Raw genomic sequence first — 16,443 nt, 5'->3', positions numbered from 1 at the left:
CATAAAGGCACAATCGGAATGCTGCTTAAAGCGCAGCGGTGGATTGATGGTTTTACCTATTGAATCGATTCAATTTAACGTTTAGAGCTGCTGACTGTTAAATGCGATTATCTCTACAGATGCCATGATATCTGTGCTACACACCAGGTTTTTTACGATAGATAATAATAAGTTAACTACGAATGCCCGCCTGAAGCGGGCTTTTTTTTGTGGATTATCCGGCGTTAGCGCTGAGCATCATACGCACAACGCTGAGCGTTTACCTGTCAGGAAGTGCGATGGCACCCTCGCCAGCAACAGAACGCGCACAGAAAGAGAATGCTGCAAAGTTTTCTACCGATCCCGTTACTGCGCGCGAACGTCTACCAGTACCGGACAAGGCGCACGCTCAATAACCGCTGCGCTCACGGAACCTTTCAGCAGACGATTAAACGGCGAAAGATGGCGACGCCCCATAATAATCATTTGGGCATCCAGCACGGCGGCCTGCGCCACAATGGTCTCCGCCGATTCGCCCGCCACCACGCGACCGCGCGCAACGATTCCTGCTCCCAGCAGCTGTGCCAGCGCATGGCGAATCACCAGCTCTGCGGTGTTTTGCTCATCCAGCGCCGCGCCGAAGTCAGCCGGATCTTCGCCAGCCGTAATATCCAGCGGCTCGCCGCAGGTGGCATAGGCCGGATCGATGCAGCACAGCACCATCACCTGCGCTTTTAACGCTCGCGCCTGCTCCGTTGCCAGAGAGACGACTTTACGTGAGTGATCCGAGTTATCTATTGCGACCAGCAAGGTTGTCATTCTGTTTATTCCTCAGTCATGCGCCAGATGTTTGCCAATTTCACGCGTCATCGCTTCCTTACATCTTAGTATTTCATCACGATAGAACGCCTCATTCCTGTGAAAGCGCGCCGCCGGCACCAGCAGCGAAACGGCAAAGCGTCCCAGCAAGGTATCCAGCGCAACGCCCATCGTAGAGATCCCTTCCAGGGTTTCACCACGATCGAAAGAGACGCCGCTCTGGCGGATCTCTTTTAACTGCCGCAGCAGCTCTGGCAAGGTTTTAATGGTGTTTTCGGTAATAGCATCCCAGGAATCGCCAACCAGCGCCCGGACATCTTCATCGCTCTCCAGCGCCAGCAGGGCGCGGCCGCCCGAAGTACTGTACAGAGGCAGATTAAGCCCCATCCTTGGTACAACGCGCAGTTCACGATCGGCAACGATAAAATGCACGATTGCCAGCTGGGTGCCGCTGGCGCGCGCCAGCGAAACGGTTTCTCCGGTGGCATCGCTCAGCGCCTGCAGCAAAGGACGCGCCACTTCCACGACATCCGTATGAACGCTGGAGATCAAACGCAGCAGCGCTGGCCCGAGCCGCACGCCGCCTGCGCCGTGGCTGCGTACCATTTGGGCCGCATCCAGCGCCGCCACAATACGCTGTACCGTTGAACGAGGGAGATCCACCGCCTGAGCAATTTCTCCCAAACTCATACCGCCCGGCTGTTCTCCCAGAGCGTTAAGGATTTTCGCTGCGCGTGCAATCACCTGGATGCCGCCCGTTTTCTCATCATCACGATGGTACGGTTTTTCAGACATGAACATGCTGTTCTCTTTCCATGAAGGGCATCGATACTGTAGCGCATTTCATGCCACCTTCCCAGCCTGTATCACATTGCAATACATCTAATCGGCATGTAAGATGCGCGCTCGCTGTATCGCATCACAATACACCACACCATAATAAAAACGCTATGGAGTACCTGCTATGAACGGTCAGCCTGCCGCTGCACCGGCTCCCCATCCTTTTACCCTGCGTCTGGCGCTGGGGCTGGTCGGGGTGCTGATTGCTGCCCTTGCTTCCGGGCTTAACGATCGCGTCACCGATATGGCTCTGGCCGATATTCGCGCCGCGCTGGGCATCAGTTACGATCGGGGAAGCTGGCTTATTGCTGGCTATCAGGCGGCAGAAGTCGCCGCAATGATGATCGCGCCCTGGTTTGCCGTTACGTTATCGCTGCGTCGCTTCGCGCTTGGCGTAGCGTTCGGTTTTGGGCTGATGGCGGCGCTGCTGCCTTTTGTCACGCACTATCCGCTGTTCCTGACGCTGCGCGTGCTGCAGGGAATATTTGGTGGCGCATTGCCGCCATTGCTGATGACGGTCGCGCTGCGCTTTCTGCCGCCGCCGCTAAAGCTTTACGGACTGAGCGCCTATGCATTAACCGCCACCTTTGGCCCCAATATGGCCGCTACCCTGGCCGCTTTCTGGACCGACAGCGTGGGCTGGGCCTTTGTTTTCTGGCAAATTATTCCGGCTATGCTGATCGCTATGGTGCTGATTGGCTGGGGGCTCCCGCAGGATCCTGTGCGGGTTGAGCGTTTTCGACAGATGGATCTGTTTGGCATGCTCACCGGCTGTAGCGGCATTGCGCTGCTAATCCTGGCGTTAAGCCACGGAGAACGTCTCGACTGGCTCAGCTCGCCGCTGATCTGCGCTATGTTGCTGGCGAGCGTGGCGCTGCTGACGGTTTTTCTGATTAATGAGTGGTTTCATCCGCTGCCGCTGTTCCGCCTGCAAATGCTGTCACGTCCTAATCTGACGCACGGTTTGCTTACGCTGACGGGCGTGCTGCTGCTGGCCCTCTCCGGATCGGCGCTGCCTTCGGCATACTTTTCTCAGGTAGACGGTTTTCGCACCGCACAGTTTGCGCCGTTAGCGCTGATGATTGGCGCGCCGCAGCTGCTGATCGCTCCGTTTATCGCCATGCTGCTTAATCTGCGCTGGATCGACTGCCGCTGGGTGCTCTCATGCGGCGCCCTGCTGATGGCAGGCTCCTGTGTGATGGGCTCGCAGCTTACCGGTGACTGGGCGCGCCAGAACTTTTGGCTGATCCAGATGATGCAGGCCTTTGGCCAGCCCATGATGATTTTGCCGGTGTTAATGAGCGCCACATCGGTGGTGCTGCCGCCGGAAGGCCCGTTTGCTTCAGCAATGTTTAATACCGTGCGCGGATTTTCCAGCATCGCGGCCGGTACGCTGGTGGAGTGGTTTCTCAGCCATCGCGAGCAGTTTCATTCACATATTTTACTGGACGGCGCTGCCAACCGCAGCTGGCTGCTGCGTGCCGGTTCGTCTGCAGAAGCCAGCGCCTCCGTACCGCTATTGCCGGACGGCAGCATCAGCTCCACGGAAAATATCGCCCACTTCTCCACGCTGGTTAAGCATCAGGCGCAGATATTAAGCATCAGCGACAGCTATCTGTTGCTGATCGCTTTTGCGCTGCTGCTGATCCTGCTGACCGCCTGGCTGCCGAAGCGTGTCTGGCCGCCGCAAACGCTATTACAACAACCTGTTATAACAAAACCGGGAATTTAACGATGTCTTTAACACCTGCTAAACGTACCGGCCTGTTGGCGGTACTGTTGATTGTCTTACTGGCTATTGCCTTCTTTATCTGGTCCAGCATGATGCGGGCCGACTATCGCACTGATGACGCATGGGTCACCGCGGACTATACGTTAGTTGCGCCGAAAATTTCTGGCTATATCAGTCAGGTGATGGTGCGTGATAATCAGCGGGTGAAAGCGGGCGAACTGCTCGCCACGCTGGATGACCGCGACTACCGCGTTGCGCTGGAGAGCGCCAGAGCGAACCTACAGCTAAGCGAGGCGAAGCTTGCCAGTATTGTTGCCCAGCGGGAGCAGCAGCAGGCGGTGATTGCCCAGCAAAAGGCGGCGGTGAACGCCAGCCAGGCGACCTTAAGCTACGCCGGGCAAAACGCCGAGCGCTATCGTCGTCTGTTGCAAAGCGGCACCGCCACCGCCGACGAGCAACAGAAGGCCAGCTCTACCATGCGATCTGCCGCCGCTCAGGTTGAGCAAAATCGGGCTGCGGTAGTGGCAGCGGAGAAAGAAACGGCAATTTTACTGGCCAGCCAGAAACAGGCGGAGGCCGATATTGCTGCCGCTCAGGCGGCAGTCGATCAGGCGCAGCTGAATCTCTCTTATACACGTATTGTAGCGCCGGTAAGCGGCATGGTGGGTCAGCGCGCGCTGCGTCAGGGCGCGTATGTTTCTGCCGGCAGTCGCCTGCTGGCGCTGGTGCCGCTGGAGCAAAGCTATATTGTCGCGAATTATCTGGAAACCCAGCTGGATAAGGTGCAACCCGGCCAGCCGGTAGAGATTACCGTTGATGCGCTGCCCGGCCAGCAGTTCCATGGTCACGTCGACAGCATCGCGCCCGCAACCGGCGCGACTTTTTCCGCCATTGCCGCAGATAACGCCACGGGAAATTTCACCAAGGTGGTCCAGCGTCTGCCGGTTAAAATCGTTCTGGATGCCGATCAGCCTAACCTGGCGCATCTGCGGGTAGGCATGTCGGTGATCCCGGAAATTAAAGTGAAGTAGCGGCAAGCTTTTCGGGCTACGGCTCGGAGCATGCCTATTTATTTTGTGATCGAATCCGCGTAAATTAGCGCGCGATCCCGTTCTGAGTTATTCAGAACTAACCGGAGCAAAGGCGTCGTACTAAAGAAAGCGCGCCTTGTTTTTATTCTGTTCGCGTTATGCAGGTCTGGGATCGCCACCGACATAACCGCTCAGAGGAGTTGTCAGGTGAAATACGCGTTGATGGGAATCTCTTTTTTCCTGTTAGTCTGGGTTGGTACCTTCATGCTAATGCTGTAAGCGTGCGAAAATAGGGGCGACGTTATGCGTCGCCCGATTTGCTTTCAGAGGTCGCTTTTTCCATTGCCCGGCAAAATGCCATCGGCACGAAACATCGCTTTAATTCCCCGCACCGCCTGACGAATACGATCGCAATTCTCAATCAGCGCAAAGCGCACATGCGTATCGCCATAGTCGCCGAAACCAATACCCGGCGAGACGCAAACTTTCGCCTCCTGCAATAGCCGTTTGGCAAACTCCAGCGATCCCAGCTCCGCATAGCGATCGGGAATTTTGGCCCAGACGTACATGGAAGCCCTGGGCATCTCAACCATCCAGCCTGCCTCATGCAGCCCTTTTACCAGCACGTCGCGGCGGCGTTTATACTGCTGCGCAATATCGCGCACGCACTGCTGATCGCCTTCCAGCGCGGCGATGGCCGCCACCTGCAGCGGCGTAAAGGTGCCGTAATCGTGATAGCTTTTGATACGCGCCAGCGCGTTCACCAGCTCTTTATTACCCACCATAAAACCGATGCGCCAGCCCGCCATGTTGTAGCTTTTTGACAGCGTAAAAAACTCAACCGCCACGTCGCGCGCACCTGGTACCTGCATAATAGAGGGCGCTTTCCAGCCGTCGTAAACGATGTCGGCGTAGGCCAGATCGTGGATCACCAGTACGTTGTACTGCTTCGCCAGCGCAATCACCCGCTCAAAGAAATCAAGCTCGACGCACTGCGCGGTAGGATTTGATGGGAAACCGAGGATCATCATTTTCGGCTTGGGATAACTTTCGCGGATCGCCCTTTCCAGCTCGTTAAAAAAGTCCACGCCAGCCACCAGCGGCACCGAGCGCACCTGCGCGCCAGCGATCACCGCGCCGTAAATATGAATGGGGTAGCTGGGGTTGGGCACCAGTACGGTATCGCCATGATCAAGCGTCGCCAGCATCAGATGCGCCAGCCCCTCTTTCGAACCGATGGTAACAATCGCTTCCGATTCGGGATCGATCTCCACCTCATAACGGTCAGCGTACCAGCGAGAGATCGCCCGACGCAGACGCGGAATACCGCGCGAGGTGGAGTAGCCGTGCGTATCGTCACGCTGTGCCACCTGACATAGCTTTTCGACGATGTGCGGCGGCGTCGCGCCATCGGGGTTGCCCATGCTGAAATCGATAATATCTTCGCCGCGCCGACGCGCAGCCATTTTCAGCTCAGCGGTAATGTTAAAAACGTAAGGGGGGAGACGTTCGATACGCGAAAAACGACGAGACGAGCTGTTATCAGCCATAGCATCCTCAGAATATACGTAAGCGCCCGGACCGTCCGAGCGACGCTGACCACTGATGTGGTCGAATAATGAACATAGCCTGGCTGCGCTCCCCTTGTCGACAGGCCAGCAAAAATAAACTTTTTGTCGAGCCGGCTGGCGGAACATGCGAAGATCGTGGCGCCGTATGGCCACATTTTTTATGATGTTACTTCTTCATTACGCCACGAGATGCCTGTGCAATCTATATTCGATATGCTGCTTGCGGTGTTCGACCGCGCCGCTTTAATGCTGATTTGCCTGTTCTTTTTGACGCGCACGCGCCATTTCCGCCAGCTTTTGCAGAAAGATGAGCACTCTCGCCAGGAGCTGCTGGCGGTCACCGCGATCTTCTCGCTGTTTGCCCTGTTCAGTACCTGGTCGGCGGTGAATGTTGAAGGTTCCCTGCTGAACGTGCGTACTATCGCCGTGATGTCCGGCGGCATACTATTTGGCCCATGGGTGGGCATCGCCACCGGGATTATCGCCGGGCTGCATCGTTTTTTAATCGATATTCACGGCGTCTCTTCGGTGCCCTGTTTGATTACCAGCATTATTGCTGGCATGGTCTCCGGCTGGATTAACCTGAAAGTGCCGAAAGCGCAGCGCTGGCGGCTCGGTATTCTTGGCGGCATGCTGTGCGAATCGCTGACCATGCTGCTGATTATTCTCTGGGCGAAGCCGTCAGCGCTGGGCCTGGAGATCGTCTCTGAGATTTCAATTCCGATGATTCTGGGCGCGGTCAGTATCGGCCTGATTGTGCTGCTGGTACAAAGCGTTGAGGGAGAGAAAGAGGCGGTTGCCGCACGTCACGCCAAGCTGGCGCTGGATATTGCCAATAAAACTCTGCCGCTGTTCCGCCAGGTAAACAGCGACTCGCTGCGTCAGGTCTGTGAGATCATCCGCAACGATATCAACGCCGATGCCGTCGCGATGACCAATAAGCATCAAATCCTGGCCTATGTCGGCTACGGCGAACAGCACTATCGTCAGGGCGATGATGGCCTGAGCCCCACCACGCGCCAGGCGATTAACTACGGTAAAATCATTATTAAAAACAACGATGAGGCCTATCGCACGCGCGATATTCACTCAATGATTGTGATCCCGCTGTGGGAGAAAGGTGAAGTCACCGGCACGCTGAAAATCTATTATCGTCATGCGCATCGCATTACCTGGTCACTTAAGGAGATGGCGGTCGGCCTGTCGCAAATTATCTCTACTCAACTGGAGGTGTCGCGCACCGAGCAGTTGCGTGAAATGGCGAACAAGGCGGAACTGCGCGCGCTGCAAAGCAAAATTAATCCGCATTTCCTGTTTAACGCGCTGAACGCGATCTCCTCTTCTATCCGGCTTAATCCCGATACTGCGCGCCAGCTGATTATTAATCTGTCGCGCTATTTGCGTTACAACCTTGAGCTGAATGATGACGAGCCCATCGATATTAAAAAAGAGCTGTATCAGGTGAAGGATTATATCGCCATTGAACAGGCGCGCTTTGGCGATAAGCTGACGATGATTTATCACATCGACGAAGAGATAAACTGTACCCTTCCCAGCCTGCTGATCCAGCCGCTGGTGGAAAACGCTATCGTACATGGCATTCAGCCCTGCCGTGGTAAGGGCGTGGTGACGCTGTCGGTAGAAGATGTTGGCGATCGGGTGCGGATTGCGGTACGCGATACCGGAAACGGCATCAGCGATGAGGTTATCGCGCGCGTGCAGCGTAATGAAATGCCGGGCAATAAGATTGGCCTGCTGAACGTACATCATCGCGTTAAGCTGCTGTACGGCGGCGGGCTACAGATTACACAGCTGCATCCGGGCACGGAAATCGTGTTTTTCATCAGCAAGAACGGTGAAAAACTGCCGGAAAAAACGCTGTCGCTGACGGCCTGAAGGAGAGTAGTAAGTGAAAGCCATCATTGTGGAAGATGAGTTTTTGGCGCAGCAGGAGCTGAGCTGGATGATTAAGCAGCACAGCCATATCGATATTGCAGCCTGCTTTGATGACGGCCTCGACGTGCTGAAATTTCTGCAGCACAACGAAGTGGACGTGATCTTTCTGGATATCAATATCCCCTCGCTGGATGGCGTTCTGCTGGCGCAGAACATCAGCAAGTTTGCCCATAAACCGCAAATTGTTTTTATTACCGCCTGGAAAGAGCATGCGGTACAGGCGTTTGAGCTGGACGCGTTTGACTACATTCTTAAACCCTACCACGAATCGCGCATTGTCAGCATGCTGCAAAAGCTGGAAGCGCACTGGCAACAGCAGCAGCCCGCCGCACCGGAAACCTCATCGCTGCGCCCGGTGGCGCAAACCGTCAATCTGATCAGGGATGAACGGATTATCGTTACGGATATCAATGAAATCTACTATCTGGAAGCGCATGAAAAGCTGACTTTCGTCTATACGCGTCGCGAGGAGTATGTGATGTCGGTGGCGATTAGCGAGTTTTGTAACCGACTGCCGGAAAGCCAGTTTTTCCGCTGCCATCGCTCCTACTGCGTAAATCTGAACAAGATCCGTGAAATCGAACCCTGGTTTAATAACACCTATCTTTTGCGACTGCGCGATCTGGATTTTCAGGTGCCGGTGAGCCGCAGCAAAGTAAAAGCCTTTCGCCAGCTAATGCGTTTGTAAGCATGTTCGGGGTAGGATCAGCGCGCGGATGATTAGCCTGCGCACATGCAGGCTAACCATGAATGTTGTGAAATTAGAGTACGCGTCCCAGCGTCTGGCGCAGATGCGCGCCTGCGCCCAGCAGTCCTGGCTGATCGTGCTTGATCATATAGACCGGAATATCATGCACGTAATCACGGAAGCGGCCCTTGTCTTCAAACGCGGCGCGGAAGCCGGAGGCTTTAAAGAACTCAAGGAAGCGCGGCACGATACCGCCAGCAATATACACGCCGCCGAAAGTCCCCAGGGTAAGCGCCAGATTACCGCCGAAGCGTCCCATAATGACGCAGAACAGCGACAGTGCGCGTCGACAGTCGATACAGCTATCGGCCAGCGCTCGCTCGGAAACATCTTTTGGCTTCAGGTTTTCCGGCTCGCGCTTATCAGATTTAACAATGGCGCGATAGAGGTTAACCAGACCGGCACCAGACAATACGCGCTCAGCTGAAACGTGGCCCAGCTCTTCACGCAGCACGCGCAGGATCAGATCTTCTTCCACGCTGTTTGGAGCGAAATCAACGTGTCCGCCCTCGCCTGGCAGGCTAACCCAGCGGCGATCGACATGCACCAGATGCGCCACGCCCAGCCCGGTGCCCGCGCCATACACGGCGATAGGCTTATCTTTTACCGCTGCGCCGCCGCCAAACTGAATAACATCCTCTTCAGTCAGCATCGGGATCGCCATAGAGACTGCGGTAAAATCGTTAATGATTTCCAGATGATCAAATGCCAGGTTGGCTTTCAGCGCTTTGGTAGAGAACGCCCAGTCGTGATTGGTCATTTCTACCCAGTCTTCGGTAATCGGGCAGGCGATGGCGATACAACCATCTTTTACATCCTGCTGCTGCTCTTCCAGAAACAGACGAATCACCTCTTCCAGACCATGATGCTCTGAAGTGGAATATGTCGTTACCTGAGAAATCAGGCCGGTTTCTACTTCACACAGCGCCAGGCGCGCGTTGGTACCGCCAACGTCACCCACCAAAGCGTATTTAGTCATTATTCTGCTGCTCCGCTTATGTCAATTCACTACGGGACACTATAAATTTCCCCCGGTAAAACAACAACGCTCATCAAAACGAAAGCGCTTTGCCAAATTGCCCGTTACCATAACCGTGAAAGTCCGTGCTGAACAGCACCATCTTTCTGAAATCACTGTGCTGAATTACGCTGATGCAGCGAGGCGGAGACCTGCTGCAGTAAAGGCGGCATATCCAGACGTGGCAGCACCACTTCAACCAGGGAAAGTCGGCGCGCGTCGGCAATCAGCTTCAGGACTTCGGTAAGCTGTACCGTCTCCAGTACGCGCCAGCTTTGCGCCGGACACGCGGTGCTCAACGCCTGCGGTATTTGCGTCCAGTTCCAGTCGGCAATATCGTTATAGCGCTGACTGGCGCCGTTAATGGCACGCTCAACGGTATAGCCGCCATTATTTAATACAAAAATCAGCGGCTTCAGGTTATCGCGCATCATCGAGCTCAGCTCCTGTACCGTTAACTGCGCCGACCCATCGCCAATAAGCAGGATGACTCGCCGCTCAGGCTCTGCGGTCTGGGCGCCAAAGGCCGCTGGCAAAGTATAGCCGATAGATCCCCAGAGCGGCTGCACCACCAGCTTCGCACCCGTAGGCAGACGCAACGCCGCTGCGCCAAACGCCGCGGTGCCCTGCTCCGCCACCAGTAGATCTCCCGGCTGCAGAAATGCCTGTATCGCCTGCCAGAACGCATTTTGCGTCAGACCCGGCTGGTCACTTGCTGCCAGCGGCGCGGGCTGACAATGATCCAGCGTCCAGCGTGCGGCGTAACGCTGGCAGAGCAGCCGGAGTTCTTCAATGACCGTAGACATCGGCAGCGAATCGAATCTCTGCCCGGCGACCGTGACGCTAAAAGGCTGTACGTCGATGTTTTTTGCCGTCCCGATTTGCTGGGTAAAGCCAACCGTAATGGTATCCGTGAAGCGTACGCCGACAGTAATAATAACATCCGCCTGCTCAATCACCCGCCGCGTCCCGTCAGCGCACCCCTCCCCGGCGTAGGTTCCGGCAAAGCCTGCACGCTGCTCATCCAGTACCCCTTTTCCCATCAGCAGCGTGGCGTGCGGCAGCGGAACCGCCTCCAGCCAGTACGCCAGCTGCTGCTGTACGCCAAAACGGTCGGCCAAAAAATCTGCCAGCAGCGATACGCTGCGCGCGCCTGAAAGCAGCGTTTCCGCCGCACAGCGAAAAGCCTGCAGCGCCTGGTCATCGGGCTGCGTCTGAAGAGTTAACGGCTGCCCGGGCGCGCAAGCCGGCGCGCCTGCGACATCGACCGGCAACAGTAAATAGCCTGGTCGTCGTTGCGTCAGCGCTTCGCGCATAACCCGATCGATCTCCGCGCAGGCGTTCTCGGCGGTAAGCGTCGCCTGTGCTACCGTTACCTCGCGCTGCATACGCAAAAAATGGCTGAAATCGCCGTCGCCCAGTGAATGATGAATAAGATCGCCGCGCTGCTGCGCCGATAAAGAAGGCGCACCAACAATATGGATCACCGGCACATATTCCGCGTAGCTGCCCGCAATGCCGTTAATGGCGCTAAGTTCACCGACGCCAAAGGTTGTCAGCAATGCACCTGCGCGACGACTGCGGGCATAGCCGTCTGCGGCGTAAGCCGCGTTCAGCTCATTGGCGCAGCCCACCCATGCCAGCCGTGGATGGGCGATAACCCGATCGAGAAACGCCAGGTTAAAATCTCCCGGCACGCCAAACAGGTGATCGATACCGATTTCATTCAGACGCTGTAGCAGATAATCACTTACCGTTAAGCCAGACATAGCAGACTCCTTGCGTAATCAGGTCATTTCAGTATCGATTATTCTGCTGCCACGTCGACATACGATATTGTTATCTTCAGGCGCGGCGTGGCAAGCGGGCGTTACGCCTGCAAATTTTTCTGTAATTGCGATCCGCCCCGCGGCTTTCGCTTTGTGTAAACGTATACACTACTAAGCTTCCTGTTTAACCTCTGCTTTCTTCAGGGAATCGCCATGTACTATCAACCCGCCGCTGAGCGCTATCAGCAGATGGAATATCGCCGTTCTGGCCGCAGCGGTCTTAAGCTGCCCGCTATTTCCCTCGGCCTGTGGCATAACTTTGGCGACAGCACGCGCGTGGACAATAGCCGTGCTCTGCTGCGTCACGCTTTTGACGCCGGCATTACACATTTTGACCTCGCCAATAATTACGGTCCGCCGCCGGGTTCCGCCGAGGAAAATTTTGGCCGCATCCTGCGGGAAGATTTTCACGCCTGGCGCGATGAGCTGATTATCTCGACCAAAGCAGGCTACACCATGTGGGATGGGCCATACGGCGACTGGGGTTCGCGTAAATATCTGATCGCCAGCCTTGATCAAAGCCTGAAGCGTATGGGACTGGAGTATGTCGATATTTTTTATCACCACCGTCCCGATCCGGAAACGCCGCTGGAAGAGACTATGATGGCGCTGGATCAAGTGGTGCGTCAGGGCAAAGCGCTGTATGCCGCGATCTCTAACTATCCCGCCGAGCGGGCGGCAGAAGCGATTAAAATTTTGCGCGAGCTGGGGACGCCGTGCCTGATTCATCAGCCAAAGTATTCGATGTTTGAGCGTAAGCCGGAAGAAGGTCTGCTGGATACGCTACAGCGCGAGGGCGTAGGCTGTATCGCCTTTTCACCGCTGGCGGGCGGCGTGCTGACCGATCGTTATCTGCAAGGCGTACCGGAAGATTCCCGTGCCGCCAGCGGCAGCCGCTTTTTGAATGCTGAACAGCTGACCACAGATAAAATGGAAAAGGTGCAGCAGCTCAACGCTATTGCGCAGCGCCGTGGACAGAAACTGGCGCAAATGGCGCTGGCCTGGGTACTGCGTCAGCCAGCCATGACCAGCGTATTGATTGGCGCCAGCAAAACCAGCCAAATCGACGATGCGGTACAGATGCTACAGCAAAGCCCTCTGAGCGCAGAGGACCTGCAGGATATCGAGCGCGTGCTGCGTTAGACCCTCCTCTGGCTGCCCCGGCGCAGCCAGAAAAATCTCAATTCAGATTATCCTTAACTTTTTCAGAAATGCGCCGATGTTATGCCTGAGCTTTCTTTATATGCTGGCACCACAGTGCTGCTGCTTGCGCACTGATAAGGAGAAACATGAAACGTGCCATTATTTTTGCCGCTTTGTTGGCAACCTTGTCCCCTTTAGCTACACACACAGCACAGGCAGATGGCGCCACAATTACTCTGGCTCCGGGCGTGACGTTGCAATTGGGCGATCGCGATCGCCAGGGTCAATACTGGGATGGCGGACACTGGCGCGACGGTCGCTGGTGGCATGACCGTTATGAGTGGCAGCAGGGCCGCTGGTGGCGTCATGAGCAATGGCGACGTCATCGCGAATGGGAGCGCCAGCAATGGCAGCGGGAACGGGAATGGCGACATCATGAGCGCGCTCGTGAACGCGAACACCGTAAATGGGAAAAACACCGTGAACGCGATCACCGACGGTGGGAAAAACATCGTGAGCACGAGTATCGCCAGTGGGAAAAACATCATCGCGATTAAGCGCCCGTGCGCTTAAGCCGCTGGCCGTGGCTGTGCGGTAAAGTCGATGTCCGATCCAGAAAATACCAGGCGCCATATTAACGGCGCTTAGTTTCAACCAAGACCCAACGCTTCTCCGACCAGTAGGTAAATATTCAGCGTAACCACCAGCGCGACAATCACCCAGCCCACGGTTTGCATGATACGTGAATTAGTCATATCTCCCATCAGCTCTTTCTTGCCGGTAAACACCAGCAGCGGTACCAGCGCCAGCGCGATACCAAAGCTTAACAGCACCTGACTCATTACCAGAATACGTGTAGGATCCCAGCCCGCCATGATGACCACAAAAGAGGGCAGCATAGTTATCGTCCGGCGCAGCCACAGCGGGATATAAAAGTGAATAAAGCCCTGCATCACCACCTGCCCCGCCAGCGTGCCGACAACCGTGGAGGAGAGCCCCGCCGCCACCAGGCTTAGGCCGAAGACGAATGCAGCAGCATCGCTTAACAACGGCTTCAGCGTCAGATAGGCCTGATCGAGATCCGCTACGCCGGCATGCCCATTAAAATGGAAAGCCGCCGCCGCCGTGGCCATCATTGCCAGATTCACAAAGCCAGCAATGGTCATGGCGATCGCCACATCCAGCTTGGTGGAAGAGTAACGTTCGCTGCGCGAGCTGCCGCGTCCGCCGTTTTGCGTCAGTGAAGAGTGCAGATAAATCACGTGCGGCATAATGGTTGCGCCCAGCACGCCCGCCGCAAGAAATACCGCATCAGCCGTGGGCAGCGAAGGCACGGCCATTCCGCGCGCCAGCTCGCTCATTTGCGGCTGGGAGAAGAACAGCTCAACAATATAAGCCGCAGCAACAAACAGCAGCAGCCCACCAATAACCAGCTCCAGCGGCTTTTGACCACGGCTTTGCAGCATTAAAATCAAAAAGGTCGCGACGCCGGTAAGCACTGCTCCCTGCAACAGCGAGATCCCCAGCAGCATCTTAAAGCCGAGCGCAGCGCCGATAAACTCAGCCAGATCGGTGGCCATAGCGATAATTTCCGCCTGCACCCAATAAAACCATACCGCCGGACGCGGAAAGCGATCGCGGATATGCTCAGCAAGATTTTTGCCGGTGGCGATGCCCAGCTTGGCGGACATCAGCTGAATAATGGTCGCCATAATATTGGCCCAGACCACTACCCACAGCAGCTTATAGCCGTAAGAAGCGCCCGCCTGAATATTAGTGGCAAAGTTACCAGGATCGATATAACCAATGGCCGCAATAAAGGCCGGCCCCAGCAAAGCCAGCTTTATCTTACGGGCTCCGCGTGCTGCTCGTTCCGCGGTGCGGCTTTCTAACATAGTCATTATCCTGTCTAAAAGTTATGTCACCCTTACAGCGTAAAGGGACGTAAGGCAAGGTAAAACAAGGTTGTCGTTATCGCTGTGATAGCTCGCGCTATAAAGTATAGCAAATGCTATATCTGTATTCACAATAGCCGACTGTTTAACAAGCATCAACCCACTAACTGTAGGTCATCCCAAAAATGTTAACAATGCAGATGTGGTTTTTTTAATCGGTGTTACAGTTGTGATCGGGATGCCTTTTCTGACGCAAGTTGCTATAGGCAATTGTTATATTGTGGAGTTGATCTCGTTTTTACGCCCGGTGTTACATAGAATACGCAGCGAAATATAATCTGCCTCAAATTTGGAGCATACATGTCCCGCATTTTGCATTTTGTTCTGGCGCTGGTGGTGGTTGCGTTACTGGCCTTGCTGGTTAGCCGCGATCGTAAAAATATCCGCGTCCGTTTTATCATACAGCTACTGGTAATTGAGGTTCTGCTTGCCTGGTTCTTCCTCAATTCAGAAGCTGGCCTGGGATTCGTGAAAGGCTTTGCCGGCCTGTTTGATTATCTGCTGAAATACGCTGCTGAAGGGACCAACTTCGTATTCGGTGGGATGAATGATAAAGGTCTGGCGTTCTTCTTCCTTAATGTTCTCTGCCCTATCGTCTTTATCTCCGCCCTGATTGGTATCCTGCAGCACTTCCGCATTCTGCCCATCGTTATTCGCGCTATCGGCACGGTACTGTCGAAAGTCAACGGCATGGGCAAGCTGGAATCCTTTAACGCGGTGAGCTCACTGATTTTGGGACAGTCAGAAAACTTTATCGCCTATAAGGATATCCTTGGGCAGATGTCGCAGCGCCGGATGTACACCATGGCCGCAACCGCGATGTCTACCGTCTCCATGTCTATCGTGGGGGCGTATATGACCATGCTGCAGCCGCAGTATGTGGTGGCCGCGCTGGTGCTGAATATGTTCAGTACCTTTATTGTGCTGTCATTGATCAACCCCTATCGCGTTGATAGCGAAGAAGATTTACAGCTAAGCGATCTGCATAAAGGCCAGAGCTTCTTTGAAATGCTGGGCGAATATATCCTTGCTGGTTTCCGCGTGGCGATTATCGTTGCGGCGATGCTGATTGGCTTTATTGCCATTATTGCCGGGATTAACGCACTGTTTGATGCGATTTTCGGCATCAGTTTCCAGGGCGTGCTGGGCTATGTGTTCTTCCCCTTCGCCTGGGTGATGGGCGTACCTTCCAGCGAAGCGCTGCAGGTTGGCAGCATCATGGCGACCAAGCTGGTTTCCAATGAGTTCGTGGCCATGATGGATCTGCAAAAAATCGCCGGACAGCTCTCTCCGCGCGGTGAAGGCATCCTTTCCGTGTTCCTGGTCTCTTTTGCTAACTTCTCATCTATCGGCATCGTTGCCGGTGCGATCAAGGGTTTGCATGAAGAACAGGGCAACGTGGTTTCCCGCTTCGGCCTAAAGCTGCTGTATGGCTCTACGCTGGTCAGCGTGCTGTCAGCGTCTATTGCGGGTCTGGTGCTCTCCTGATCGCCGCCGTTACGTTAAAAAACCGGGCCTGGCCCGGTTTTTTTATACCCGTGGATAACAGGCTTAATAATGTACTTCTGGGCAGATAAGCAGATAAGCAGATAAGCAGATAAGCAGATAAGCAGATAAGCAGATAAGCAGATAAGCAGATAAGCAGATAAGCAGATAAGCAGATAAGCAGATAAGCAGACAGTAACTAACGGGAAATAATAAGAAGATAAAACCGAAAGGAAAATGGTGGAGATAAGCGGGATCGAACCGCTGACCTCTTGCATGCCATGCAAGCGCTCTCCCAGCTGAGCTATACCCCCACATCAAATGATTACCGTTACCA

General features: G+C 55.0%; 14 protein-coding genes and 1 tRNA gene. 8 read left to right on the top strand and 7 right to left on the bottom strand.

Annotated features, from left to right (window positions below; translation table 11 throughout):
- Positions 1–345 precede the first annotated feature (345 nt).
- Together ACQE3Y_RS01445 and ACQE3Y_RS01440 are read right to left on the bottom strand one after the other, a co-directional pair.
- Positions 346–798 (bottom strand): universal stress protein, encoded by a 453-nt coding sequence (locus tag ACQE3Y_RS01445; RefSeq protein WP_426971805.1) that lies wholly within the window; start codon positions 796–798, stop codon positions 346–348.
- 12 nt (positions 799–810) lie between these two features.
- A complete protein-coding gene (locus ACQE3Y_RS01440) occupies positions 811–1,593 on the bottom strand; it encodes an IclR family transcriptional regulator (RefSeq protein ID WP_250650503.1) in 783 nt (260 codons plus the stop codon).
- A gap of 169 nt (positions 1,594–1,762) precedes the next feature.
- Between ACQE3Y_RS01440 and ACQE3Y_RS01435 the strand changes: the two genes are divergently transcribed.
- The 3 genes from ACQE3Y_RS01435 to ypdK all read left to right on the top strand — a co-directional run bounded on the left by ACQE3Y_RS01435 (position 1,763) and on the right by ypdK (position 4,680).
- Positions 1,763–3,370, top strand: a complete 1,608-nt coding sequence (locus ACQE3Y_RS01435) for an MFS transporter (protein WP_426980713.1) — start codon at positions 1,763–1,765, stop codon at positions 3,368–3,370.
- Between the two features lie 2 nt (positions 3,371–3,372).
- Positions 3,373–4,401 (top strand): HlyD family secretion protein, encoded by a 1,029-nt coding sequence (locus ACQE3Y_RS01430; RefSeq protein ID WP_426980712.1) that lies wholly within the window; start codon positions 3,373–3,375, stop codon positions 4,399–4,401.
- 207 nt (positions 4,402–4,608) lie between these two features.
- Positions 4,609–4,680, top strand: coding sequence for a membrane protein YpdK (ypdK, locus tag ACQE3Y_RS01425; RefSeq protein ID WP_103061073.1), 72 nt, complete (start codon positions 4,609–4,611; stop codon positions 4,678–4,680).
- Positions 4,681–4,724: 44 nt separating this feature from the next.
- Here ypdK and alaC read toward each other — a convergent pair whose 3' ends face one another.
- On the bottom strand, positions 4,725–5,951 hold the full coding sequence (gene alaC, locus ACQE3Y_RS01420) for an alanine transaminase (protein WP_250650506.1): 1,227 nt from the start codon (positions 5,949–5,951) through the stop codon (positions 4,725–4,727).
- Between the two features lie 234 nt (positions 5,952–6,185).
- On the opposite strand from alaC, the gene ACQE3Y_RS01415 reads away from it, so the two are divergent.
- Together ACQE3Y_RS01415 and ACQE3Y_RS01410 are read left to right on the top strand one after the other, a co-directional pair.
- Complete coding sequence (locus tag ACQE3Y_RS01415) at positions 6,186–7,868, top strand: LytS/YhcK type 5TM receptor domain-containing protein (protein WP_426980926.1); 1,683 nt, start codon at positions 6,186–6,188, stop codon at positions 7,866–7,868.
- Positions 7,869–7,881: 13 nt separating this feature from the next.
- Positions 7,882–8,616, top strand: a complete 735-nt coding sequence (locus ACQE3Y_RS01410; protein WP_426980710.1) for a LytR/AlgR family response regulator transcription factor — start codon at positions 7,882–7,884, stop codon at positions 8,614–8,616.
- Positions 8,617–8,689: 73 nt separating this feature from the next.
- On the opposite strand, the gene glk is transcribed toward ACQE3Y_RS01410, so the two are convergent.
- Together glk and ACQE3Y_RS01400 are read right to left on the bottom strand one after the other, a co-directional pair.
- Positions 8,690–9,655, bottom strand: coding sequence for a glucokinase (gene glk / locus ACQE3Y_RS01405; protein WP_085070934.1), 966 nt, complete (start codon positions 9,653–9,655; stop codon positions 8,690–8,692).
- 152 nt (positions 9,656–9,807) lie between these two features.
- Complete coding sequence (locus ACQE3Y_RS01400) at positions 9,808–11,463, bottom strand: alpha-keto acid decarboxylase family protein (RefSeq protein WP_426980709.1); 1,656 nt, start codon at positions 11,461–11,463, stop codon at positions 9,808–9,810.
- 213 nt (positions 11,464–11,676) lie between these two features.
- On the opposite strand from ACQE3Y_RS01400, the gene mgrA reads away from it, so the two are divergent.
- Both mgrA and ACQE3Y_RS01390 read left to right on the top strand, forming a co-directional pair.
- The gene (mgrA, locus tag ACQE3Y_RS01395; protein WP_426971795.1) at positions 11,677–12,666 is read left to right on the top strand and encodes an L-glyceraldehyde 3-phosphate reductase; all 990 of its coding nucleotides are present in this window, start codon (positions 11,677–11,679) and stop codon (positions 12,664–12,666) included.
- A gap of 146 nt (positions 12,667–12,812) precedes the next feature.
- Positions 12,813–13,223: a DUF2502 domain-containing protein gene (locus ACQE3Y_RS01390; RefSeq protein ID WP_426980708.1), complete on the top strand. Its 411-nt coding sequence runs from the start codon at positions 12,813–12,815 to the stop codon at positions 13,221–13,223.
- A gap of 93 nt (positions 13,224–13,316) precedes the next feature.
- Here ACQE3Y_RS01390 and ACQE3Y_RS01385 read toward each other — a convergent pair whose 3' ends face one another.
- The gene (locus ACQE3Y_RS01385; protein WP_426971791.1) at positions 13,317–14,561 is read right to left on the bottom strand and encodes an Nramp family divalent metal transporter; all 1,245 of its coding nucleotides are present in this window, start codon (positions 14,559–14,561) and stop codon (positions 13,317–13,319) included.
- 360 nt (positions 14,562–14,921) lie between these two features.
- Here ACQE3Y_RS01385 and ACQE3Y_RS01380 point away from each other — a divergent pair, with 360 nt between their 5' ends.
- Positions 14,922–16,109 carry a NupC/NupG family nucleoside CNT transporter gene (locus ACQE3Y_RS01380; RefSeq protein ID WP_085070929.1) on the top strand — a complete coding sequence of 396 codons (1,188 nt, stop codon included), beginning with the start codon at positions 14,922–14,924 and terminating at the stop codon, positions 16,107–16,109.
- Positions 16,110–16,344: 235 nt separating this feature from the next.
- On the opposite strand, the gene ACQE3Y_RS01375 is transcribed toward ACQE3Y_RS01380, so the two are convergent.
- Positions 16,345–16,420, bottom strand: a tRNA-Ala gene (locus tag ACQE3Y_RS01375).
- Positions 16,421–16,443: the final 23 nt, after the last annotated feature.

The organism is Pantoea sp. FN0305 (assembly GCF_050113845.1).
GTDB lineage: Bacteria > Pseudomonadota > Gammaproteobacteria > Enterobacterales > Enterobacteriaceae > Mixta > Mixta alhagi.
This window is presented reverse-complemented; position numbering and strand designations above follow the sequence as displayed.

What these genes read in the sequence shown, in the direction of transcription:
- ACQE3Y_RS01445 (WP_426971805.1), bottom strand. Translation starts at nt 798, where the DNA reads ATGACAACCTTGCTGGTCGCAATAGATAACTCGGATCACTCACGTAAA.
- ACQE3Y_RS01440 (WP_250650503.1), bottom strand. Translation starts at nt 1,593, where the DNA reads ATGTCTGAAAAACCGTACCATCGTGATGATGAGAAAACGGGCGGCATC.
- ACQE3Y_RS01435 (WP_426980713.1), top strand. Translation starts at nt 1,763, where the DNA reads ATGAACGGTCAGCCTGCCGCTGCACCGGCTCCCCATCCTTTTACCCTG.
- ACQE3Y_RS01430 (WP_426980712.1), top strand. Translation starts at nt 3,373, where the DNA reads ATGTCTTTAACACCTGCTAAACGTACCGGCCTGTTGGCGGTACTGTTG.
- alaC (WP_250650506.1), bottom strand. Translation starts at nt 5,951, where the DNA reads ATGGCTGATAACAGCTCGTCTCGTCGTTTTTCGCGTATCGAACGTCTC.
- ACQE3Y_RS01415 (WP_426980926.1), top strand. Translation starts at nt 6,186, where the DNA reads ATGCTGCTTGCGGTGTTCGACCGCGCCGCTTTAATGCTGATTTGCCTG.
- glk (WP_085070934.1), bottom strand. Translation starts at nt 9,655, where the DNA reads ATGACTAAATACGCTTTGGTGGGTGACGTTGGCGGTACCAACGCGCGC.
- ACQE3Y_RS01400 (WP_426980709.1), bottom strand. Translation starts at nt 11,463, where the DNA reads ATGTCTGGCTTAACGGTAAGTGATTATCTGCTACAGCGTCTGAATGAA.
- mgrA (WP_426971795.1), top strand. Translation starts at nt 11,677, where the DNA reads ATGTACTATCAACCCGCCGCTGAGCGCTATCAGCAGATGGAATATCGC.
- ACQE3Y_RS01390 (WP_426980708.1), top strand. Translation starts at nt 12,813, where the DNA reads ATGAAACGTGCCATTATTTTTGCCGCTTTGTTGGCAACCTTGTCCCCT.
- ACQE3Y_RS01385 (WP_426971791.1), bottom strand. Translation starts at nt 14,561, where the DNA reads ATGTTAGAAAGCCGCACCGCGGAACGAGCAGCACGCGGAGCCCGTAAG.
- ACQE3Y_RS01380 (WP_085070929.1), top strand. Translation starts at nt 14,922, where the DNA reads ATGTCCCGCATTTTGCATTTTGTTCTGGCGCTGGTGGTGGTTGCGTTA.